Origin of the sequence: Mesorhizobium helmanticense (assembly GCF_003034915.1) — a bacterium.
Classification (GTDB): Bacteria; Pseudomonadota; Alphaproteobacteria; order Rhizobiales; family Rhizobiaceae; genus Mesorhizobium; species Mesorhizobium helmanticense.
In genome coordinates, this window is record NZ_PZJX01000047.1 from 1 (window position 1) to 21,917 (window position 21,917).

At 63.0% G+C, this 21,917-nt stretch carries 22 protein-coding genes; 11 read left to right on the top strand and 11 right to left on the bottom strand.

What is annotated here, in order from left to right; translation table 11 throughout:
* Positions 1-149: 149 nt before the first annotated feature.
* Complete coding sequence (locus C9427_RS25180; protein ID WP_107651784.1) at positions 150-776, bottom strand: CDGSH iron-sulfur domain-containing protein; 627 nt, start codon at positions 774-776, stop codon at positions 150-152.
* A 556-nt stretch (positions 777-1,332) separates the two neighbouring features.
* On the opposite strand from C9427_RS25180, the gene C9427_RS33880 reads away from it, so the two are divergent.
* Positions 1,333-1,761: a hypothetical protein gene (locus C9427_RS33880; RefSeq protein WP_146172593.1), complete on the top strand. Its 429-nt coding sequence runs from the start codon at positions 1,333-1,335 to the stop codon at positions 1,759-1,761.
* A 588-nt stretch (positions 1,762-2,349) separates the two neighbouring features.
* Here the strand turns inward: C9427_RS33880 and lepA are convergent.
* Positions 2,350-4,155 (bottom strand): translation elongation factor 4, encoded by a 1,806-nt coding sequence (lepA, locus tag C9427_RS25190; protein WP_107651786.1) that lies wholly within the window; start codon positions 4,153-4,155, stop codon positions 2,350-2,352.
* 391 nt (positions 4,156-4,546) lie between these two features.
* Between lepA and C9427_RS25195 the strand changes: the two genes are divergently transcribed.
* Complete coding sequence (locus C9427_RS25195; RefSeq protein WP_107651787.1) at positions 4,547-5,725, top strand: TadE/TadG family type IV pilus assembly protein; 1,179 nt, start codon at positions 4,547-4,549, stop codon at positions 5,723-5,725.
* 103 nt (positions 5,726-5,828) lie between these two features.
* Here the strand turns inward: C9427_RS25195 and C9427_RS25200 are convergent, their stop codons facing one another.
* Positions 5,829-6,200 (bottom strand): endonuclease domain-containing protein, encoded by a 372-nt coding sequence (locus C9427_RS25200; protein ID WP_107651788.1) that lies wholly within the window; start codon positions 6,198-6,200, stop codon positions 5,829-5,831.
* A 206-nt stretch (positions 6,201-6,406) separates the two neighbouring features.
* Here C9427_RS25200 and C9427_RS25205 point away from each other — a divergent pair, with 206 nt between their 5' ends.
* The 3 genes from C9427_RS25205 (at position 6,407) to msrA (ending at position 8,382) form a co-directional block, all read left to right on the top strand.
* Positions 6,407-7,105 carry a DUF1223 domain-containing protein gene (locus C9427_RS25205; protein ID WP_107651789.1) on the top strand — a complete coding sequence of 233 codons (699 nt, stop codon included), beginning with the start codon at positions 6,407-6,409 and terminating at the stop codon, positions 7,103-7,105.
* Positions 7,106-7,206: 101 nt separating this feature from the next.
* Positions 7,207-7,506, top strand: a complete 300-nt coding sequence (locus C9427_RS25210; protein ID WP_107651790.1) for a hypothetical protein — start codon at positions 7,207-7,209, stop codon at positions 7,504-7,506.
* 150 nt (positions 7,507-7,656) lie between these two features.
* Positions 7,657-8,382, top strand: coding sequence for a peptide-methionine (S)-S-oxide reductase MsrA (gene msrA, locus C9427_RS25215; RefSeq protein WP_208636418.1), 726 nt, complete (start codon positions 7,657-7,659; stop codon positions 8,380-8,382).
* A gap of 314 nt (positions 8,383-8,696) precedes the next feature.
* Here the strand turns inward: msrA and C9427_RS25220 are convergent, their stop codons facing one another.
* Positions 8,697-9,701, bottom strand: a complete 1,005-nt coding sequence (locus tag C9427_RS25220) for a cytochrome d ubiquinol oxidase subunit II (RefSeq protein ID WP_097577185.1) — start codon at positions 9,699-9,701, stop codon at positions 8,697-8,699.
* Positions 9,702-9,711: 10 nt separating this feature from the next.
* Positions 9,712-11,073, bottom strand: coding sequence for a cytochrome ubiquinol oxidase subunit I (locus C9427_RS25225; RefSeq protein WP_107651792.1), 1,362 nt, complete (start codon positions 11,071-11,073; stop codon positions 9,712-9,714).
* 241 nt (positions 11,074-11,314) lie between these two features.
* Here C9427_RS25225 and C9427_RS25230 point away from each other — a divergent pair, with 241 nt between their 5' ends.
* On the top strand, positions 11,315-12,241 hold the full coding sequence (locus C9427_RS25230; RefSeq protein WP_107651793.1) for an ABC transporter ATP-binding protein: 927 nt from the start codon (positions 11,315-11,317) through the stop codon (positions 12,239-12,241).
* On the top strand, positions 12,238-12,999 hold the full coding sequence (locus C9427_RS25235; RefSeq protein WP_107651794.1) for an ABC transporter permease: 762 nt from the start codon (positions 12,238-12,240) through the stop codon (positions 12,997-12,999). The genes C9427_RS25230 and C9427_RS25235 overlap by 4 nt, the downstream gene beginning before the upstream one ends.
* A gap of 47 nt (positions 13,000-13,046) precedes the next feature.
* On the opposite strand, the gene C9427_RS25240 is transcribed toward C9427_RS25235, so the two are convergent.
* Positions 13,047-14,084: a phosphatidylglycerol lysyltransferase domain-containing protein gene (locus tag C9427_RS25240; protein ID WP_107651795.1), complete on the bottom strand. Its 1,038-nt coding sequence runs from the start codon at positions 14,082-14,084 to the stop codon at positions 13,047-13,049.
* Between the two features lie 276 nt (positions 14,085-14,360).
* On the opposite strand from C9427_RS25240, the gene C9427_RS25245 reads away from it, so the two are divergent.
* On the top strand, positions 14,361-14,852 hold the full coding sequence (locus C9427_RS25245; protein ID WP_107651978.1) for a MarR family winged helix-turn-helix transcriptional regulator: 492 nt from the start codon (positions 14,361-14,363) through the stop codon (positions 14,850-14,852).
* On the top strand, positions 14,849-15,544 hold the full coding sequence (locus tag C9427_RS25250; RefSeq protein ID WP_107651796.1) for a GNAT family N-acetyltransferase: 696 nt from the start codon (positions 14,849-14,851) through the stop codon (positions 15,542-15,544). Before C9427_RS25245 ends, C9427_RS25250 begins: the two co-directional genes overlap by 4 nt.
* 88 nt (positions 15,545-15,632) lie before the next feature.
* On the opposite strand, the gene C9427_RS25255 is transcribed toward C9427_RS25250, so the two are convergent.
* The gene (locus C9427_RS25255) at positions 15,633-17,636 is read right to left on the bottom strand and encodes a PhoX family protein (RefSeq protein ID WP_107651797.1); all 2,004 of its coding nucleotides are present in this window, start codon (positions 17,634-17,636) and stop codon (positions 15,633-15,635) included.
* Between the two features lie 202 nt (positions 17,637-17,838).
* Between C9427_RS25255 and C9427_RS25260 the strand changes: the two genes are divergently transcribed.
* Both C9427_RS25260 and C9427_RS25265 read left to right on the top strand, forming a co-directional pair.
* A complete protein-coding gene (locus tag C9427_RS25260) occupies positions 17,839-18,177 on the top strand; it encodes a hypothetical protein (protein ID WP_107651798.1) in 339 nt (112 codons plus the stop codon).
* A gap of 23 nt (positions 18,178-18,200) precedes the next feature.
* Positions 18,201-18,893, top strand: coding sequence for a phosphatase PAP2 family protein (locus tag C9427_RS25265; RefSeq protein ID WP_107651799.1), 693 nt, complete (start codon positions 18,201-18,203; stop codon positions 18,891-18,893).
* A gap of 82 nt (positions 18,894-18,975) precedes the next feature.
* Here the strand turns inward: C9427_RS25265 and C9427_RS25275 are convergent, their stop codons facing one another.
* From C9427_RS25275 to C9427_RS25290, 4 genes are all read right to left on the bottom strand, one after another.
* Positions 18,976-19,413 carry a VOC family protein gene (locus tag C9427_RS25275; protein ID WP_107651800.1) on the bottom strand — a complete coding sequence of 146 codons (438 nt, stop codon included), beginning with the start codon at positions 19,411-19,413 and terminating at the stop codon, positions 18,976-18,978.
* Between the two features lie 199 nt (positions 19,414-19,612).
* A complete protein-coding gene (locus tag C9427_RS25280) occupies positions 19,613-20,419 on the bottom strand; it encodes a C40 family peptidase (RefSeq protein ID WP_107651801.1) in 807 nt (268 codons plus the stop codon).
* A gap of 55 nt (positions 20,420-20,474) precedes the next feature.
* Positions 20,475-21,422 (bottom strand): CHAD domain-containing protein, encoded by a 948-nt coding sequence (locus tag C9427_RS25285; protein WP_107651802.1) that lies wholly within the window; start codon positions 21,420-21,422, stop codon positions 20,475-20,477.
* Positions 21,419-21,892, bottom strand: a complete 474-nt coding sequence (locus C9427_RS25290; protein ID WP_107651803.1) for a CYTH domain-containing protein — start codon at positions 21,890-21,892, stop codon at positions 21,419-21,421. Before C9427_RS25290 ends, C9427_RS25285 begins: the two co-directional genes overlap by 4 nt.
* Positions 21,893-21,917: the final 25 nt, after the last annotated feature.

A 21,917-nucleotide genomic window follows, 5' to 3' on the forward strand; every position in this document is an offset into this window, starting at 1 on the left:
CAAGGGGGGGAGATCGGATGTCGCCCATGCTTTCGCAAATTTTCAACGCTGCAAAGAGTGAGTCGCCGGCGAAGCTGCCAATCTCCCCCCTTGCGGAGGAGATGTCCGGCAGGACAGAGGGGGGTGTGACGGATCGCGACCTTTGCCGCCTACCCCACAAACCCCACGCGTTTGTGGCTGCCATCGCAGAACGGCTTGTTGGCCGAATGGCCGCAGCGGCAGAGGAAGACCTTGGTGGTGCGTGCGATGGTGTGGCCGGTACCGGTGACGATCTCGGCATTGCCTTCGAGCTTCAGCGGGCCGTTGGCGGTGGGCGTAACCGTCAGCGGCCCGTCATGCGCCTCCAGCACCTGCGCCTCCTTCAGCGGCGGCTCGCCGGTGGCGGCGAAGCCGGCCTTGATGTGACTGTTGTCGCAGAACGGCTTATTCTGCGACAGGCCGCAGCGGCAGAGCGTGGCGCGAAAGAACGTCTCGCCGCCAAGCACGATCTCGGCATGCACGGCCAGCGGGCCGTTTTCCCTCACCCGCACGGTGTTGACCACCGGCGGCTTTTCCTGCGGGCCGCCATCCTTCCTGACATAGGTGATGGCGCCGGACGGGCAGCTTTCGGCGATCGCCACGATCTTCTCGACGCTGGCCGCCTCGGGATGGATCCACTGGCCGGGCGCGTTGGGCACGAAGACATGCGGATCGCCCAGCACGCAATTGCGCGAATGGATGCAGCGCCGGCCGGAAAAGCCGACATCGATTTTCTCGCCTTCGACCGTGCCTGCCATGGGTGGGGTCTCCTGTCGGGTTACGCTATGGCCGGGGGTCAGGACGGCGTCAAGCTGGCAGTGCGCGCTCTTGCCTTCTCCCCCTGTGGGAGAAGGTGGATCGGCGCGCAGCGCCGAGACGGATGAGGGGTGTTGGAAGAAACTCAACGCCGCGATCCGTCCAGCACCCCTCATCCGTCGCCTTCGGCGACACCTTTTCCCACAAGGGGGAGAAGTCGCGGTCCTGGCTGTAGAGTTCGACGCGAACGGCGTTGGGATGGCTGTTCCAGATCTCGAAGGTGCTAGATTTTTCATTGCCGGACGTCGTTATCAAGGCATTTGCTTGCATGTGTTAACAGCTTGTTTCACCAAAATCTGTTGATTTTGTTATGTTTTTCATGCGCTATCCACAATTACGCAAATTGCGATAGACACGAATCGGCTTCCGTGTTCCATTTGCATTGCCAGGCCCCGTGGCGGAATTGGTAGACGCAGCGGCCTTTAAAGCCGAAGCCTTCCCGGGCAATGCGGGTTCGAAGCCCGCCGGGGCCACCAAACCTATGAAAGGTAACAGGAAATGGCTGGTAAGACGATGAAGATGATACAGGAGGAACTAACCGCCAAGGAAGAACAACTTCGCATTCTTCAGGCGGAAATCAACCTATTGCGATCACTTCTGGCCAGAGCCAACGGTGATCCAGATCCAACCGTAGCAAGAAAGAGGGCTCCACGTTCCAACGTGAAGAATCTCATTCTTGCCTTGCTTCAGGAAACCGGCACAGCAGGCCTGAACGCAGCGATCGCTGTCGAGATGGCTGAAAAGCGCGGCCAGAAACTCGAACGCGGAAGCGCATCTAGTCTCCTGTCGCGACTTAAGAGCGATGGAACCATCACGTATGACAACGACAGATACCGGTTGAAAGGTATTGAGCCTGAAAACCCTAATTCAACGGGATGGACATCTAATGTCCATCCGCACCCAGCTTCAAAGGGCCTCTTAGGATGATCCTGGCCCTTGTGAAGGCTGTCCCTTGCGCTCAGCAGCTACCAACTAAAGGCGCAAGGGACAGGCTAGTCTCCAAACCAAGGAGCAGCAAAGATGTCCACCCCAGAAGGGGAACTCATCTTTGTCGCGTCTATCCGCCTCCGAAATGGAAAACGGATATTCGCTTCGCAGTTTGGGCTGAAAGCGTTTCCAATCAAAGTTCGTCGGAAACCACCAATTCAGCCTAGGCTGCCGGGTATCTGACGATACCCCTGAAAGGGCGGGCGGATTGTCCGCCCTTTCGTTTTAGGTTGGTGACGCAGACGCTTTCGCGCCGCCTTCCCGGGCTAATGCCACCAGACCTAGGATGACTGTTTCACGTGAATGAATTGCGGTGAAGTCAATTTTGAAGTGAGTCGACTTTGACGACGTTTGCGTTTTTGCGCTGCGAAACTTAGCAATGGTGGATTAGACCTTCCTTGCGCCTTTCAGTGCGGTCAACGATTGGACATTGTCTTCGATGGTCATCGTCGCTGGCGTCGCTATCGACGGTGCCGCGCGCCTGGAATTCGCGTCCAAACCCCTTTCGCGACCAAGCGGGCGCACCCCTCAATCCCCCATCTTCAGCGCCTGGATAAACGCTTCCTGCGGGATATCCACCTTGCCGAACTGCCTCATCCGCTTCTTGCCCTCTTTCTGCTTGTCGAGCAGCTTGCGTTTGCGCGAGACGTCGCCGCCGTAGCATTTGGCGGTGACGTCCTTGCGCAGCGCCGAGATGGTTTCGCGGGCGATGACCTTGCCGCCGATGGCGGCCTGGATCGGGATCTTGAACAAATGGTGCGGGATCAGTTCCTTCAGCTTCTCGCACATCTGACGGCCGCGCTTTTCCGCCGCCGTGCGGTGGACTAGCATCGACAGCGCGTCGACCGGCTCCTCATTGACCAGGATCGACATCTTGACCAGGTCGCCTTCCTTGTAGTCGGTCAAATGATAGTCGAAGGAGGCGTAGCCCTTGGAGATCGACTTCAGGCGATCATAAAAGTCAAAGACGACTTCGTTGAGCGGCAGGTCGTAGGTCAGCATGGCGCGCTTGCCGACATAGGAGAGGTCGGCCTGGATGCCGCGCCTGTCCTGGCAGAGCTTCAGGATGCCGCCGAGATAATCGTCGGGGGTGAGGATGGTGGCGCGGATCCAGGGCTCCTCGATGGCTGCAATCTTGACCACGTCGGGCATGTCGGCCGGGTTGTGCAGTTCCTTGACTGTGCCGTCTGTCAGAGCCAGACGGTAGACGACGGAGGGAGCGGTGGCGATGAGGTCGAGGTTGAACTCGCGCTCCAGCCGCTCCTGGATGATTTCGAGATGCAGCAAGCCAAGGAAACCGCAGCGATAGCCGAAGCCGAGGGCGGCGCTGGTTTCCATCTCGTATGAGAAGGACGCGTCGTTGAGGCGCAGCTTGCCGACGGCGGCGCGCAGATCCTCGAAATCGGCGGCGTCGACCGGGAACAGGCCGCAGAACACCACCGGCTGCGCCGGCTTGAAGCCGGGCAGGGCATGGGCGGTGGCGCGCTTGTCCTCGGTGATGGTGTCGCCGACGCGGGTGTCGGCCACCTCCTTGATCGAGCCGGTGAAGAAGCCGAACTCGCCGGGGCCGAGCTCGTCGACATTGATGCGGGCGGGCGTGAAGACGCCGGTGCGCTCGACCAGATACTTGGCGCCGGTGCCCATCATGCGGATGGTCTGGCCCTTTTTCAGCACGCCGTCGATGATGCGGACCAGCACGATGACGCCGAGATAGGCGTCGTACCAGCTATCGACCAGCATGGCTTTCAGCGGGGCTGATATGTCGCCCTCGCGCGGCGGCGGCAATTGGTGGACGATGGCCTCCAAGACGTCCGGAATGCCGAGGCCGGTCTTGGCCGAGATCAGCACGGCGTTGGAAGCGTCGATGCCGATGACTTCCTCGACCTGCTCGCGGATGCGCTCGGGCTCGGCGGCCGGCAGGTCGACCTTGTTCAGCACCACGACGATCTCGTGGTTGTTGTCGATGGCCTGGTAGACATTGGCCAGCGTCTGCGCCTCGACGCCCTGGCTGGCGTCGACGACCAGCAGCGAGCCCTCGCAGGCGGCCAGCGACCGCGACACTTCATAGGCAAAGTCGACATGGCCGGGCGTGTCGATGAGGTTGAGGATATAGTCCTCGCCATTGTTGGCGCGGTATTTCAGCCGCACCGTCTGCGCCTTGATGGTGATGCCGCGCTCGCGCTCGATATCCATCGAGTCCAGCACCTGCTCCTTCATGTCGCGCAGCTCCAGCCCGCCGGTGGACTGGATCAGCCGGTCGGCAAGCGTGGATTTGCCATGGTCGATATGGGCGACGATGGAGAAATTGCGGATGTGGTCGAGCGGCGTGGTCATGCCGCGCGCTTTAGCAGGGGCGGGTTAAGGGGGCAAGCGGCGGGCGGTGGGGCTTTGAGCTTGCGCGCCCCTTGCCTTGATGATTGGCAAAAGTCGCGGCTTCGTTCCAGCTTGAGTTCCTCGCCCCCACGGAAGTGGGGGAGAGGTGGCTCGGCAAAGCCGAGACGGAGAGGGGGACTGCGCCCTACGAAGCCCCCTCTCCGTCCGCTTCGCGGCCACCTCTCCCCCGCTTCGCGGAGGGCGAGGAACCCAAGTCCTGAGAGGTTGGCGGGGCGGGCGCAAACGCCAGGATGGCCGCGCAAGATCGTTAAAGTTTGATCCACCGGATTAGAGCATAGTTTGCTTGCTGCGTGATAGCTAATGCACGTCATGCCCCTGGGGGAATAAAGAAATGCCGTCTTCAATCTGCCATTTTCTCAAGTCGGAGAAGGGCTCCTTTGCGCCGCTCCTCGTTTTCCTGGCCGTTCCGATCGTCGCCGCCATAGGCTTTTCGGTCGACTATACATCGGCGGTCTCGACCAGGTCGTCGATGCAGAGCGCGCTCGACGCGGCGGCGCTGTCGATCACGACGCTGCCGACAAACACGTCAAAGGCGGACCGTCAGACGAAGATGCGGGAATCCTACGCGGCCAATAGCGGGCAAGGCACAGCGACGCTCGACACCTTCGTCGTAGATAGCGACGGCACCGCCCATATCAATGCTTCGGCGAGCTTCCCCATGCCGACGACTTTCATGTCGATCGCCCGCATCGACAATGTGCAGGTCGACGTCGCGTCGTCGGTGCGCAAGACGCCGGCCCTGATCGAAGCTACGTTCAACGTCGACCACGTTTCAGGCTACTGGAACAAGACGATGACCCTGTACGGCCTTCCGTTCGGGTGGACCTCCTCGACCCTAGCAACAGCCATGATGAAGGTCGACTATAAATACAAGGCGTATAGTTATTCCTATAAGAGCGGGAGCAAGACTTATACCGCCAACGACCCGAAAGGTTACGGCACGACAACTATTTCCACTGTGTCGGGTACAACCGAGAAGCTGGTTCAGACCCAGGTGTGCACGACAACAGGATCAACAACCAATTTCACACCCACTGCGGGCGTTTACAAAAGCACCGCGGTAGCAAAAAGCGGAAATACGAACGGTTCCACCATCTATTTCAAGACGACGTGCGCGACCACGAATGCCGCCGGAAACAGCAGTGGCGCAAAAATCGACGTGAGCATGATGGACAAACTCTATCTACAGATGAATGTGCCGTCCGGACCGGTCAACCCGCTCAAGTCGAACGATGACAAAACGTCGAACCGGCTCTACCTCGGCGCCGGGTACACGACCGATGCACAAAAGGCCCTGAACCCTTCCAAATACCTCCCCGTCGAGGTCAAGAACAACACGGTCGTCGACATCTTCGCCGCTGTGCCCTGCGGCGAGACCAGCGACCAGGCATGGGAAGACGGCGGCAACAATCCGCCACTGCCAGACGTTACGAACGCCGACTTCTTCTACACCGTGACCGGCAAGTGCGCCTTCAACCAGCGGCAGTCGGAGACGGTGCTTACGCAGTAAGGGGCCACTTCTTGCCTTCTCCCCTTGTGGGAGAAGGTGGATCGGCGCGAAGCGCCGAGACGGATGAGGGGTGCTCCAGCCTGGCGCTGGCGTTTGCTCCGGCTTAGCGCCACGGCTGCAAGCCAACGTCGCGCACATAGGCGATAATCGTATCGCAGACGGCGTTCAAGTCCTTCAGAACATCGTCGTTCCAAAAGCGCAGCACGCGAAACCCCCTCGCCTCTAGCTCAGCCTGGCGGATCTTGTCAGGCTCCGACTCGGCGTGCTGGCTGCCATCGATCTCGACGATCAGGCCGGCTTCGAGGCAAACGAAATCCGCGATGTACTTCCCGACCGGAACCTGGCGCCGGAATTTTATCCGATCGAGCCTGCGGTCACGTAACTCGTGCCACAGTCTGCCTTCCGCTTCCGTCATTTCACGCCGAAGTGAGCGGGCAAAGCTGCGTTTGGCTGGCGGAACGGGCTGATGCGGCATGGATTCAGGTTAACCGGCCCCTGCGTTCTGTCCAGCACCCCTCATCCGTCTCGGCGCTGCGCGCCGATCCACCTTCTCCCACAAGGGGAGAAGGCAAGGCGCGCGCCCGATCACGAAGCGGTGAGCGCTGTAACGAAATCCGTGGCGACGACGAAGTGGGGATATGAGCGGCGCATCCAGGCGCCGCGCACCCACGGAGCAAGCCATTGTCGGGATCACAACGCAGAACGCTCGTCGCCGGCGTGCTCGCCGCCTCGATATTGTCCTCGATCGGCGCGGCGGCCGCGCAGCCGCTCACCGTGGTCGAGCTGTTCACCAGCCAGGGCTGCTCGTCCTGCCCTCCCGCCAACGCCAACCTGATCAAGGTCAGGGACAAACCCGGCGTGCTGGCGCTGTCCTTCAACGTCACCTACTGGGACTATCTCGGCTGGAAGGACACTTTCGGCAAAAAGGAATTCACCCAGCGCCAGGTCACCTACGAGCCCTCGCTCGGCCGTTCGGGCCCCTTCACACCGCAAGTGGTGGTCAATGGCAACACTGACGCGGTCGGCGCCGCGCCCGGCGAGATCGAGCAGCTTATTTCCAGCAGCGGCCACCCAAAGGGGCCGGCGCTGTCGCTTGACGGCGGCACGATCAGCATCGGCGCCGGCTCGGCGCCCGGCGGCAAGGCCGATGTCTGGCTGGTGCGCTACGCCAGCGGCGTCGTCGAGGTGCCGGTGGCGCGTGGCGAAAACACCGGCCGCACGCTGCCGCACGCCAATGTCGTGCATTCGCTGACGAAACTGGGCAGTTGGACCGGCGACGCCAAGACGCTGGCGCTGCCCGCAACATCCGGCGGCCTGAGCAGCGCGGTGCTGGTGCAGACGCCGGGCGGCGGGCCGATCCTTGCCGCGGCGACCAACTGAATCCGTCAGGACAAGATCACGCTCAACCAAGATTGCGCAACGCCGCAGGAGCGGCGCCGCATCCACCCGGCCGCAGTGCCATCAACCCCTAGGAGACCACCATGACCAACCGCCTGACCCTGCCGGCACTCGCTTTCGCGCTGTGCTCGACCGCGCTGTTTGCCGGAACGGCCGCACGCGCCGAAGATGCGATGAAGCCGGCCGATGCGATGGCCACCGAAGCCATGAAGCCGGCAACGGATGCGATGAAGCCGGCCGACCCGATGGCAACGAATGCCATGAAGCCGAAGACGGATGCCATGAAACCGGCCGACCCGATGGCAACGGACGCGATGAAGCCAGCCGACCCGATGGCAACCGACGCAATGAAGCCCGCCGACGCAATGGCGCCGGCCAAGTAAGCGCGAGGCGCTCCCTGTCCGGGCCGGGGGTTCCCTGCCCGGGCAGGCTGGCGCGCACGGCCCCGCACGCACGGCCAATACGCACGGCAATGTGAAACCGCGGCGCATCGCGCTATCGTATAGTCATCCACCATCATGGGAGATCATGACATGTCCGGAAAACCAGTGAACGGAACCTTCGCAAAGAGCGCGCTGGCTGCGCTGGTGCTTGCGGCGGCGGCCGCCGCCTTCTGGCAGACGCCGGCGATCTCGGCCGAGGAGGCGGTGGTGATCCCGCCGCCGGCGATGGACGAGAAAGCCGCCCCCGGCACCGAAAAGGCGGTCTTCGCCGGCGGCTGCTTCTGGGGCGTGCAGGGCGTGTTCCAGCACGTCAAGGGCGTGACCAGGGCGGTCTCCGGCTATGCCGGCGGCGAAAAGGACACTGCCGTCTACGAGACGGTCGGCAGCGGCCGCACCGGGCACGCCGAATCCGTGGAGATCACCTATAAGCCGTCGGAGGTGACCTACGGCCAGTTGCTGCAGGTGTATTTCTCGGTCGCGCACAACCCGACGCAGCTGAACTTCCAGGGTCCGGACAGCGGCACCCAGTACCGCTCGACGGTCTTTGCCGAAAACGACGCGCAGAAGAAAATCGCCGAGAACTACATCGCCCAGCTCGACAAGGCGAAGGTGTTTCCGAAGCCGATCGTGACCACGCTGGAGACGGGCAAGACCTTCTACCCGGCCGAGGACTACCACCAGGACTTTCTGACGCTGAATCCGACCTATCCCTACATCGTCTACAACGACCTGCCCAAGGTCGAGAATCTGAAGTCGCTGTTCCCGCAGCTCTACAGCGACAAGCCGGTGCTGGTGATGGCCGCCAACAAGAGCTGAGGTTCGCCGAACGCCGGCGGGACAGTACCCCCCTCTGGCCTGCCGGCCATCTCCCCCTCAAGGGGGGAGATCAGCTGTTCCCGCGTTGTGCGCACTCTGCAGCTTTAGCGACTCGCGAAGCCGGCCGAGCGAGTAATCTCCCCCTTGAGGGCAGGGCAGAGGGGGGTCGGCGCGACCGGACGCGGCCTACGCCCCTTTTTCCACGGCAGGCTACAGCGCACCTTTTCCAGCGTCGCCCTGGCCCCGGCCGATGTCGGGTCGGGCTCGCGATACTGCGCCGAGCCCCGCGGCGGGTAAGCGTGGGTGTTGTTGCTCTAGTCGTAGGTCAGGTCCGTCGCCTTGCCGCCAAAGACGCGATAGGCATAGAAGGAATAGAAGATGATGATCGGCAGCACGACCACCGTGCCGGCCAGGATGATGGCGAGGCTTTCGGGCGCGGAAGCCGCCTGCCAGATGGTCAGACGATCGGGCACGACGAAGGGGTAGAACGACCAGGCGAGCCCGGCGAAACCGAGCGCGAAGATCGCCGCCAGGGTCAGGAACGGCGTCAGCGCATGGCGGTCATCGGGCTTCGGCAGATGGAAGGTCTGCCGCCACAGCCAGGCGAACAGCACCGCCGACAGGATCGGCAGCGGCGACAGATAGAGCATTTCAGGCCAGAGGAACCATTTGTCGAAGATGCGCGGGCTGGCGAAGGGGGTGGCGAGCGACACCGCGGCCATGCCAAGCGCCGCCAGCACGAGCGCGGTACGCAGCCACCGCACCGCCTTCTTCTGCAATTCGCCTTCGGTCTTGTAGATCAGCCAGGCCGCGCCCATAGCCGCATAGGCGGCGGCGAGGCAGAGCGCCACCAGCGCGCCGAAGGCCATGCCGCCCAAGCCGACATCGAGGCCGAGCACATAGACGCCGAGCATATAGCCTTGCGCCAGCGAGGCGATGAGCGAGCCGATGAGGAAGATGCGGTTCCAGCGATGCTTCTTGCCGGCCGGCACCTTGGCGCGGAAATCGAAGGCAACGCCGCGCAGGATGAGGCCGAGCAGCAGCAGGAACACCGGAATGTAGAGCGCGGTGAGGATGGTGCCGTGCGCCAGCGGGAAGGCGACCAGCAAAAGGCCGACGGCCAGCACCAGCCAGGTCTCGTTGGCGTCCCAGAACGGGCCTATTGCCGCGATCATCGTGTCCTGCTCGGCATCATCGGCGGCGGCGAACAGGATGCCGATGCCGAGGTCGAAGCCGTCGAGGATGACGTAGATCAGGATGGCGAGGCCCATCAGGCCGGCGAAGATGAGGGGCAGCAGGGTTGGCCAGTCGTAGCTCATGGATATCTCCCTACTCCTCGGCCGCCGGTTGCGACAGCGCCGCGTTCATGACGCCGGGCAGTGGCGAGGCGTCGCCATCCTTCGCCGCCTTCAGCGCCAGATGCACCAGCACGCCGAGATAGGCGATCAAAAGCAGCACATAGAGGACGAGATAGACGGCAAGCGTCAGCGCGACATGGCTGCCGGCGACCGGGCCGACCGCGTCAGCGGTCTTCAGCACGCCGGTGACCAGCCAGGGCTGGCGGCCGATCTCGGTGGTGTACCAGCCGGCCAGCGTCGCCAGCCAGCCGGACAGCGCCATCGGCACCATCAGCAGCGCCAGCGGTTTCGGCAGGCTGTGGTGGCGCTTGAGGAAGAAGGCCGCCGACCAGGAGACGATCAGCATCAGGATGCCGGTGCCGACCATGACGCGAAAACCCCAGAACACCGGGAAGACCGGCGGATGATTGCCGGGATAGTCGTTGAGGCCCGGCACCACGCCGCTGCTGCTGTGGCGCAGGATAAGGCTGGCGCCGTCGGGGATGGCGAGCTCGAACCTGTTCTCCTTGGCCGCCTCGTCGGGAAGCGCGAACAGGACCAGCGGCACGTTGGGGCCGGTGTTCCAGTTTGCCTCCATGGCGGCGATCTTCTGCGGCTGATGCTCCAGCGTGTTCAGGCCATGCTGGTCGCCGGCGAAGATCTGGATGGGGATCAGGATCGCCGCGGTGAAGACGCCGGTGCGCAATGCCTTCCACATCGATTCCGAACGGTCGCCATAGAGGTAGCGCAGTGCCGACAGGCCGGCGATCAGGAAGGAGACCGTCAGGCCCGAGGCCAGCAGCATGTGGACCAGCCGGTAGGGCATGGACGGGTTGAAGACGATCGCCCACCAGTCGACCGCGTGGGCGACGCCGTCGCGCATCTCGAAGCCGGCCGGCGTCTGCATCCAGGAATTGAGCGCGATGATCCAGAAGGCGGAGAAGGTGGTGCCGCCGGCCACCAGCACGGTCGCCAGCGTGTGGATGCGGTTGGAGACGCGGCGGAAGCCGAACAGCATGATGCCGAGGAAGGCCGCCTCGAGGAAAAAGGCGGTGAGGATCTCGTAGGCCAGCAACGGCCCGGCGATATTGCCAACGGTTTCCATGTAGCCCGGCCAGTTGGTGCCGAACTGGAAGCTCATGGTGACGCCGGAAACCACGCCCATGGCGAAGGAGAGCGCGAATACCTTCACCCAGGTGAAATAGGCGCGCATCCAGGCGGAATCGCCCGTTGCGTTGTAGCGCAGCTTGAAGAACAGCAGCACCCAGCCAAGTGCAATAGTGATCGCCGGAAACAGGATATGAAACGAAATATTCGCGCCGAACTGAATGCGCGACAAAATGAGCGGGTCCATGGTGGGCTCCGGCTGCTGCTTATGCCGGAAAGATAGGCCGGATACACTGAGCGGTCAAAGCGGCGTGGCGTCACGCGAGGCGGAACGCCGCAGCATTTTGCGCAAAGCGTCAGCGCATCGGTCGAGGCGATAGGGAATGAATGTCCAGAATTGTCAGGAGCGGCATTGACTTCCGGTTTCGCGCACCGACATTCAGCGGACTAAAATCAACAGTTCCCCTTTCAAGCAGCCGTTTTCAGCCATGCCCTCCATCATTTCCATTTCCGGGGTCACCAAGACCTACGCCACCGGCTTCAAGGCGCTGAAGGAGATCAACCTCGATATCGAGCGCGGCGAGATCTTTGCGCTGCTCGGGCCGAACGGCGCCGGCAAGACGACGCTGATCTCGATCGTCTGCGGTATCGTCAACCGCTCGTCGGGAACGGTCACGGTGGACGGCCATGACATCGGCCGGGATTATCGCGCGGCGCGCAGCCTGATCGGGCTGGTGCCGCAGGAGCTGACCATCGACGCGTTCGAGAGCGTATGGGCGACGGTCAATTACAGCCGCGGCCTGTTCGGCAAGCCGGCGAACCCGGCCTTCGTCGAAAAGGTGCTGCGCGATCTCTCGCTGTGGGACAAGAAGGACGCCAAGGCGATCACGCTGTCGGGCGGCATGAAGCGGCGGCTGATGATCGCCAAGGCGCTGTCGCATGAACCACGGGTGCTGTTCCTCGACGAACCGACCGCCGGTGTCGACGTCGAATTGCGCCAGGACATGTGGGCGATGGTGCGCCGGCTGCGCGAGGACGGGGTCACCATCATCCTGACCACGCACTATATCGAGGAGGCCGAAGCCATGGCCGACCGTGTCGGCGTCATCAATCGCGGCGAGATCGTGCTGGTCGACGGCAAGGCCGAACTGATGCGCAAGCTCGGCCGCAAGCGGCTGGTGCTGGAATTGCGTGCGCCGCTGGCCAGCATCCCCGAGGCGTTTTCGCGTTATGCGCTGGAGCTGTCGCCGGACGGCGGGCAACTGACCTATACCTATGACAACCAGAGCGAACGCCCGGGCGTGGCCTCGCTGCTCCGCGACCTCGAAGCCGCCGGCATCCAGTTCCGCGATATCGACACGCAAAACAGCTCGCTCGAGGAGATCTTCGTCAATCTTTTGAGGCAAGAAGCATGAATTTGCGCGCAGTCTGGGCGATCTACCGGGTTGAGATGGCGCGCGCCTTCCGCACCGTGCTGCAGAGCATCATCTCGCCGGTCATCTCGACATCGCTCTATTTCGTCGTCTTTGGCTCGGCCATCGGCTCGCGCATCACCGAGATCGACGGCATCAGCTACGGCGCCTTCATCGTGCCGGGGCTGATCATGCTGTCGCTCCTGACGCAGTCGATCTCCAATGCCTCCTTCGCCATCTATTTCCCGAAATTCGTCGGCTCGATCTACGAATTGCTGTCGGCGCCGGTGTCCTATCTGGAGATCGTCATCGCCTATGTCGGGGGTGCCGCGACCAAGTCGATCATCCTCGGCCTGATCATCCTGGCGACCGCGTCGCTGTTCGTGCCGCTGACCATCCTGCACCCGTTCTGGATGCTTGCCTTCCTGGTGCTGACGGCGGTGACCTTCAGCCTGTTCGGCTTCATCATCGGCATCTGGGCCAAGAGCTTCGAGCAATTGCAACTGGTGCCGCTGCTGATCATCACGCCGCTGACCTTTCTTGGCGGCAGCTTCTATTCGATCAACATGCTGCCCGACGTCTGGCGCACGGTGACGCTGTTCAATCCGGTGGTCTATCTGATCAGCGGGTTCCGCTGGAGTTTCTACGGCAAGTCCGACGTCTCGGTCGGCATCAGCCTCGGCATGACGGTGGTGTTCCTGCTCATCTGCATAGCGATCGTCGCCTGGATCTTCAGGACCGGCTACCGGCTGAGGAACTGACGGATTGGCTGAGGGCAATCGCCGCCTTCACGGAACCCATGTCCTGCTCAAATCGCCTTGATCAGGCGCAGCAGGCCCAGCATCTCGATACAGGTCCCCTTGCGGAAGGCGATGTAGGCCGGCTCCTCGATGCCGTGGAAGCGGCGCTTGAAGGCCGCCTGGCCCTGCAGATTGAACTTGCTGCGGTTGACCCATGGCGAATCATAGGCGCGCTGGAAGGTGTTGCGCCAGAATTGGTTTTCGGCAAAGCCGCTCGGTTCGATGTCGACAAGCGGCGACAGGCCGAGCGTAACGACGGAAATGCCCTCCTCGCGAAAACGGTCGACGGCGAATTTCGTCAGGCCGATCTCGGCATGCGGCGTGGCTGCGACATGCTTGCGCTTGAACGCGGTGGTGTAGCCGATCACCTTGCCGCCGCTGAACAGGGGATCGAAGTCGAGCAAGGCGACAAGCTCGCCATCGGGACCATGGAGGACGAAGCGGCGCATGTCGACGCCGAGATGATCGCTGAAGGGGCGGTTGAGGAAGCCCATCTCCCAGCGCTTGACGATGCGGTCGGCCCGCCAGTTCTGCGACAGCCGCTGGATTTCATCGAGAAAGACGGTGCGCTTGTCCTCGTCGAGGGAAAACCCTTTCTTCAACAGCCAGCGCTCGGAATAGCGCACGGTTTCGTTGCGCTTTCCTGAAAAATCATGGGCGGGCAGGACCAGCCGTGTGTCGATGCCGAGACGATTGACTTGGTAGCCGAGCCCGGCCAGCACGCGGGCCGTCTCCTCGCCGATCTGCACGAACCAGGGGCTGCCGGCGGCCTCCACGAAGCGCCTGATATAATCGGGCCGATCGGGCGGATGAACCACCGGGTCGCCGAGCGCGAAATGATGCTTCATCTTGGTGCCGAAGGCGATGTAGCCGTCGGCGTCGCCAAAATAGGACAGCTTTTGCTGGACGGCGGTCGAATAGGCGAGCGAAAAATCCCCATGCCGGCGCACCAGCGCCAGGCGCTCGACATGCGTCAGTTCCTGCCGCTCGACCTTGGGTGCCGCGCCCTCCAGCAGGCGGTCGAAATGAATGCGCAAGGAGGGCATGGTCGAGGTCCGCGTGCCGCTTGGGTAATGGAGGCCAGCCCACGGCCTCGAATCAGTCGCCTTGGCGCGATTGATTACCGATCATATCGCGCAAGCGCCATATAGGGTGCAATCGGCGCTGACTGAAGGGGAAATCTCCGCCAAATGGCGGCGGATGGCAGCAGCCCCATCACAGAGGAGTGATCAGCCGGATCGGGTAGCGCCTTGTGACCTGGCCTTTGACTTTCCATATGCTGTTATATATCATGTTATTGTTTAACTTGGATGCGTTTGATCATGGAAGACATCATACGGTCTCTTGGCTTCCTGTGCCTGGGCAGCAGGCTGAAGCGTATAGGCGAGCAATTGCAGGCGGATACGCAGCGGGTGCTCGATCGCTTGGAGGTTCCGGTCCAGTCGAGCCAGTATCCGCTCCTGGCCGCGCTCGACAGGCTCGGCCCTCTGCCCGTTGGTGAACTGGCACAGGCTCTCGGGATTGCGCAGCCGGGCATCACGCGAAGCGTGGCGCTGCTGGCAGAACTGGGACTGGTCGAAGTCGGCCAGTCGAACAACGACCAACGGCGCAGGATTGTCTCGCTCACCGGGAACGGTCGACGGCTTGTCGATGTTGCCAAGCGCGACGTCTGGCCGCGCATCGAGAAAGCCGTCGCTGATTTGTGCGCTGACCTTTCAGGGCCGCTTCTCGATCAGCTGGCCGCAATCGAGGACGGCCTCGCCGCGGCTCCTATCGACCGTCGTGTACAAAATGCCATCGATGCCGTGCCATGAACCATGTCCTCGACCGTCCCATCTGGAGCGCGCTTGCGACGCGACATCAGGCCTTTGCGCAAGGTGACAGCCTCGCCAGGCGATACCTGCCGTCGATCGTTCCTTTTGCCGCAACCGCAGCGGACGACGCGGAAAGCCTGCGGGCGCTGAGCCGGCTTGTTCCCCCGCTCGAAAGCGCGATCCTCGTCCAGGCTGACGCAATCACCTTGCCCGCGGAGCTTTGCGCGACGTCGACCGCGTCCCTGGTGCAGATGATTGCCGAACGGCCGGTGCGGACCGTGTCCGACGAGCGTGTGCAACGACTGACGCAACACGACGCGGCCGAGATGCTCGCCCTGGCAACAGTCACCAAGCCCGGCCCATTCACGCTGGAGGCGCTGAGCCTCGGCGATTTCTGGGGCGTGAAGATCAAGGGCCGACTTGCGGTGATGGCCGGCGAACGCATGAAGCAGCCTGGCCATAGCGAGCTCAGCGGCGTGTGCTCGCATCCGGACTTTCGCGGCGGCGGCCTGGGCAGGCTGTTGTCCCTGTTCGTGGCAAACCGGATCATGGCGCGCGGCGAAGTTCCCTATCTCCACGCCTACGCCACCAACGTCGCAGCCATAACACTGTACGAGTCCATCGGCTTCCGGTTGAGAAGCAGGATGAATATGGCCGTGATCCAGCGCACCGACCAGGTGGTCGGCGCATAAAGGCGGATGCATCCCGCGCAAGGCTGTAGGAAGGATTTCGTATTGCAGAAGCCCTTCCTTGAGAAGGCAAGCAAAGCCTCCCCGCGCGTCAGACCGCGATCTTGCCGCCGCCCTGCCTGGTGATGGCGACGACCGACGGCCGCACCGGCATGTCAGGCTTGAAGTCGGGCCAGCGGGTGGACAGGTCCTCATAATAGGACGGGCGGCCGAAAGGCTCCCAGTCCTCGCCGCCGTCGGCAGGATGCTGGACGGCGACGAAGGCGGTCTGGTCGTCCGGCGTGAATAGCGGACCGCACATTTCGGCGCCGATCGGCACGCGGAAGAACAGTTTCGAGGTCGCCCGCGCCGCGCCTTCGGTGTCGACCGCCCACAAGCCATCGGTGCGGCCGGTGGCTTTCGGGCCCTGGCCGTCGGTCGCGACCCAGAGGCGGCCGGCGGAATCGACCGCGCAATTGTCCGGCATGCCGAACCAGCCATTGGCCGTGGTCGCGGTCGAGAAGGTGGCGCCGACTTCGGCCACCGAGGGATCGCCGCATTTCAGCAGCACTTCCCACTTGCCCTTGGTGGCGGTGAAGTCGCCGCCGTCCTCTGATATCTCGATGATGTGACCAAAGGCGTTTTCGGCGCGCGGATTGGCGGCGTCGACCTGGTCGGCCTTGCGCTTGGAATTGTTGGTCAGCATGACATAGACCTTGCCATTGACGGCATTGGGCTGGATGTCTTCGGGACGGTCCATCTTGGTGGCGCCGAGAAGGTCGGCGGCGCGACGTGTCTCGATCAGCACATCGGCCTGGCTGGCAAAGCCGTTCTCGGCGGTCAGCGGGCCCTGGCCAAAGACGACCGGCAGCCATTCGACCGAACCGTCCTCGGCGAATTTGGCGACGTGGAGCGTGCCGTCGTCGAGCAGATCCATGTTGGCGGCGCGGTCGTTCGGGTTGAACGTGCCCGTGGTGACGAATTTATAGACGTAATCGAAGCGCTCGTCGTCGCCGAGATAGAAAACGACGCGGCCATCCTTGGCGACGATGGATTCGGCGCCCTCGTGCTTGAAGCGACCCATGGCGGTGCGCTTCTTCGGCGTCGAGGTCGGATCGTTGACGTCGACCTCGACGATCCAGCCAAAACGATTCGGCTCGTTCGGCTCCTTGCCGAGGTCGAAACGGTCGTAATGCGCCGCCCATTCATAGGCGCCTTCGGGAATGGCCAAGCGCTTGTAGTTGGCGACTTCCTTGTGACCTTCCGGCAGTTCGCCCGAGAAATAGCCATGGATGTTTTCCTCGGCCATGACATAGGTGCCCCAGGGCGTTACGCCGCCGGCGCAGTTGTTGACGGTGCCGATGACTTTCGTGCCGGTCGGGTCGGCGCTGGTCTTGACGCGGTCGTTGCCGGCGACCGGACCGGACAGCTGCATCTCGGTGTTGGAGGTGATGCGGCGGTTGAGCTTGCCGTCGCGCACCACTTGCCATTTGCCTGCCTCCTTGCGGATTTCGACGACGGTGCCGCCGTGCGCGGCCATCTCGACATCGACCTGTTCCTTGCCGAGGGGGGCGACTTCGAGCTCTTTCTTGCCGTCCTTCTCGACGATCTTGACGATACCCGGGAACATCAGATGCGAATTGGTGTATTCGTGGTTGACCACGAGCAGGCCATGCTCGGCCGAGCCGTCGATCGGGATATAGCCGACATAGTCGTTGTTGTAGCCGAACTGCCTTGCCTGGGCCTCGGCCGACTGCTTGGTCGGATCGAAGTCCGGCGAATCGGCAAACAGCGGATCGCCCCAACGCAGCAGCACGTCGGCGTCGTAACCGGGCGCCACATGATGCTTGTCGTCGATGCCTGCTTCGAGCTCATCGAAGGTGAAAGCCGAGCCTTCGGCGGCGCGGGCATTGTCGGCGGTGATCAGCGCCAGCGGGCTGACGGTGGCGGCAATGGCGGTGACCGCGAGCGATCCCTGCAGGAAACCGCGACGCGAGAAGCGCGTGGCGATGATCTCGCCCATGGTGCGGTTGTCGGTGAGATTGGTGGCCGGGCCGTCGCTTTCCTCAAGCAGGCTGGTGCGGAATCGGGTGTCGGGGGAGCGATGTTCGGTCATGGGTTGCCTCTGGCTTCTTGGAGTGGCTGGAGCATTCTACCTGATCGACCCCGTATAGGCGGCAGATCACAGGATGATGACGCGCCGGCTAATTTCCGCTCCGATTTTCGTGTGCCCTGTCAGCCCGGCTTGACCGCGGCCGCTGCTTCGGAAACAAGGTCTGCGACAGGCGTGGGTAGGACCGCATCTAGGGGGACGGGAATTGAGTTTCTGGGGACTGGTACAGCTCGGCATTTCAACGTTGATCTTCCTGCTGGCGGCGGCGGCCGCCAAGCAATGGGGGCTGGCGCCAAGCCTCGGCAAGATCGTGCTGACGCTCGTGCTCTATTCGCTTGGCAATCTGGTGATGCTGAGGCTGGTCCGCGAGTTCGGCATGTCGGTGTCGTTCAGCCTGTCGGCCGTCATCCAGCTGGTGTCGGTGAACGTGGTGGCGCTGGCCTTCTTCGGCGAGCAGTTGAACACCTTGCAGGCGACCGGCGTCGTGCTCGCCATCGCGGCCGTGGCGCTGATCACGCTCGGGCCCTATTTGCAAAGGCTGTAGTTGAATTGCGGACGACAGGCGCGATGAAGCACTCGCTGCTCAACTGGATCGAATTCCCGGTGCTGCTGGCCGGCGTGATCATTGCCGGAGGGCTGTGGGGGTTCGAGGAATTGATGGAAATGGCGCGCGCCACCACGCCGCACGCCTTCGATACCGAAATCCTGCTCGCCTTCCGCGAAGCGGGCCAGCCCGACAATCCGATTGGTCCGGCATGGCTGGAAGGAGCGATGCGCGACATCACCAGCCTCGGCAGCTCCAGTGTTCTGGTGCTGATCACGGCAGCGGTGATCGTCTATCTGCTGCTGATCCGCCAGTCCGGAACGGCGCTGCTCATATTCGTGGCGGTGGCGGGCGGGCAGGTGCTGTCGAGCCTGCTGAAGGTCGGGGTCGACCGGCCCCGCCCTGAACTGGTTTCGCACCTCGTCAATGAGACCTCGCTGTCGTTCCCGAGCGGCCATGCCATGCTGTCGGCGGTGACCTATCTCACGCTCGGCTCGCTGGCGTCCCGCTTCCTTCATGGGCGGATGACGAAGACCTATGTGCTCGGCCTCGCGGTGCTGACGACGGTGCTGGTCGGCATCAGCCGCGTCTATCTCGGCGTTCACTGGCCGTCGGACGTGCTGGCCGGCTGGTGCGCCGGCTTCGCCTGGGCAATGCTGTGCTGGCTGGTGGCGCGCTTCCTGCAGCGGCGCAAAGTGGTGACCGATGATGAGTGATTGGGCGGTAGCGCGCAAGGTTTGAGCGAGGCCTCGATGTTCCTCTATCTGCGCGAGCTTGAGGAGCTCGGCCGTATTGCGCTCAGCCGAGTTCTTGGGCGAGTCCGATGAGAAGCCCTTCAGGCCCACGGATGTAGCAGAGCCGATACGCGTCTTTGTACTCGACTACTTCGCCTACGAGCTGCGCGCCGCGCGTGCGGAGCCTTTCAAGCGTCCCGTCGATATCGTCCACGGTGAACATGACGCGGAGGTAGCCCAGGGCGTTGACCGGGGCGTTCCGGTGATCCGCGACGACAGGCGGCATGAGGAAGCGGGAGAGCTCGAGCCGGCTGTGGCCGTCCGGTGTGCGCATCATGGCAATCTCGACATGCTGATCGCCCAGTCCAGTGACACGTCCGGCCCATTCTCCTTCTATCGTGGCCCGCCCTTCGAGCTCGAGGCCGAGTTCGCGAAAGAAATCAATCGCCCCTCCGAGATCTTCAACGACGATTCCTACGTTGTCCATCCGCTTGAGCGCCATGTTTCCAATCTCCAACGTGTCGTTGCAATCCAAAAGGTGTCGCCTACTCCCCCCAACACCGATGGATGATGCCATGTGGACGCGCGGTCGTGTCCACATGGCAGCATCCAGGCCCGGTTCACTGCTGTCCAAATCAAAGCTTGAATCATGGGCCACCTCAAACCGCTGCCCCACTTTCAAACGGTCTCTTGGACGGCTGCTACTCTGTAACTTTCGTTTCCGGCTCGGCGGCCTTGTCGTCCCAGACCATCTCCCGGTAGTCGAACCCGTATTCCAGCGTCGGCTTGACGATGCGGAAATAGGGCGACAGGTCGAAGTCGCGTGGCGTGTACAGCGAATGGTGGCGGATGTGCAGGATTTCCTTGCGCATGTAGCTCGACTGCGCCGAGGCGCGGCCGGGTGCGCGGGTGATCTCGGGCAGGATCGGATAGCGGATCTGGCCATAGGCCTCGGCGATCAGCGTCGAGCAGATGGCCCGGGTCGGGTCGCCAGATCCGAAAGCCAGCATGCGGCGCCGCCAGCGCACCGGCACCGGTGGCGTCGGCAGGAAATAGCGCAGCATGTCGAAGATGTTCTTCAGGTCGTATCTGAGGCCGAGCTTGCCGATCATGAAGGCGACGACCTTGTCGCGGTCTTCCGGCGACAGCCCGCTCGCCCGGCAGATGCGGGTGTTGTAGGTGCGGTAGCGCGACAGCGGCACGGCGACGCAGCCCTCGCCAAGCGTGACCTCGATCAGGCGGCGCCGCTCCGATCCGTCCGCCGGTTCCGGCAAGGCATCTCCGACATAGAAGGCCGCATGCGACCAGGTCGACTGCGTCAGGTACTTGATCGCCGCCGAGATCTTCTGATTGCCCTCGATGAGCAGGATGTCGCCGGGCTCGAGCGTGCGGCGCAGCGTTTCGGCATCGGACGGCGTGTAGGGCTCATAGCCGGAGGATTCCTCCTGCAGCCGGCCGGCAAGCCAGCGGCCAAGTCGGTCCAGAAGCGTGTCGCCGGGCTCGGTCATGGTGGATGGCGATTAGCATGGGCCGGCGGGGGGACGCCAGTGCGCCGGCGCTCTGTCAGCCGGCGGCGCCGGGCGCGGCAACCTCTTTCTGCGGCGCTCCGGCCAGATCCTCGCGCACCTTGCGGGCAAGTTTCCTGGTCGAGCGCTTGGGGCTGTCGCCGAACAGCTCGGTCGCCTCGGCAAGACAGGTCTTTCTCAGGCTTTTTTCCGAGCGTTTCAGAAGCTTGCCCAGCAGCCGCGTTTCCTGGCGAGAGCCAAGCGGCTGGTCGTCGGCATCGAGAAGCGCGCGCATGACGAAGACGTCGTGCAGCTCGCCCAGCCGCTCACCCAATCCGTCGACCGCCTTGCGCCGCGCCTTGATCGGCGTCGGCCACAGCCTGCCAAGCAGCGACAAATGCATGCCGTGGGTCTTGGCTGCCTTGCGCAGGTCGTGGAAATCGTCGGCTTCGCCGCGCGAGCCTGCCTTGTCCAGCGCCTTCCTGGCGCGGCGCAAGGTGGCGCGGGCGCCCTCGGCAAGCACATCGGCCGCCTGCTCCGGCTGGTCGGGCAAGACAAGGCTTTCGACCCGGCTGATGCCTTCCTGGCAAGCCGCGGTCGCGGCACCCACCGCTGCGCTAAGCCCAGCGCCGCCATGCAATTCCTGCTGGCGGGCGACAAGCCTGTCGCGGACGTCATCGAGACCGCCGCCGGCGGTCTGTTCGGGAAAGCTTGCCGCCAGCCGGTCGATGGTCTCGACCAGCGCGGTCGCCTCGCGTGGGCCTGACAGCAGAGCCGACACCTGGCGGTAGCACTGGTTCTCGGTCTGACAGAATGTTTCGTCGCCGGAACGGACCAGGCGCAGCAAGGCGCGGACGCTTTTGAGCCGTTTGCGGCACTTGTGCAGCGCCTGCTCCGGCCTTTCGTGCGCGGTGTTGAGATGGATGAGTGCCTTGCCGATTTCCTCGACGAGAATCCGCCTGACCTCGCCGGTCAGCGGCAGGCGTGGATCAATGCGAAAACTCATGCCGCGATCTCCGGAAGCCCCCCAAGGGCGAGCGACGCGTTGTAAAACCCCTGCTCGCCGGTGACTTCGCGGCCGAGCCAGTCTGGCAGCATCTCGTCCGGCACATCCTCCGGGGTCTCGAGTTCGGCAACCACCAGCCCCGCCAGCACCCCGCCGAAAACATCAACTTCATAGAGATAGCCGCGATGCCTAACATGGTGGCGTGTCTTCTCGATGACACGTCCGATGGCGAAGGCCAGCATCTCCTCCGCGTCGGCCAAGGGGATCGGAAATTCGAATTCGTCGCGCTCGCGGGCCTTCGTGCCGAATTTGAGCGTCAGCTTTGCCGAGGCATTGTCGCTGATGCGCACACGCACCGTGCGACCCGGCGCTGCGGCAAGGTAGAACTGGCGAATGCGGATATCCGCCTCGGCCAGGTCCCGCCACTGGGAACCGGAGACCAGGAACTTGCGTTCGACTTCCTTGACCATGGCCGCGCACTAAAGCGCGCCGGAC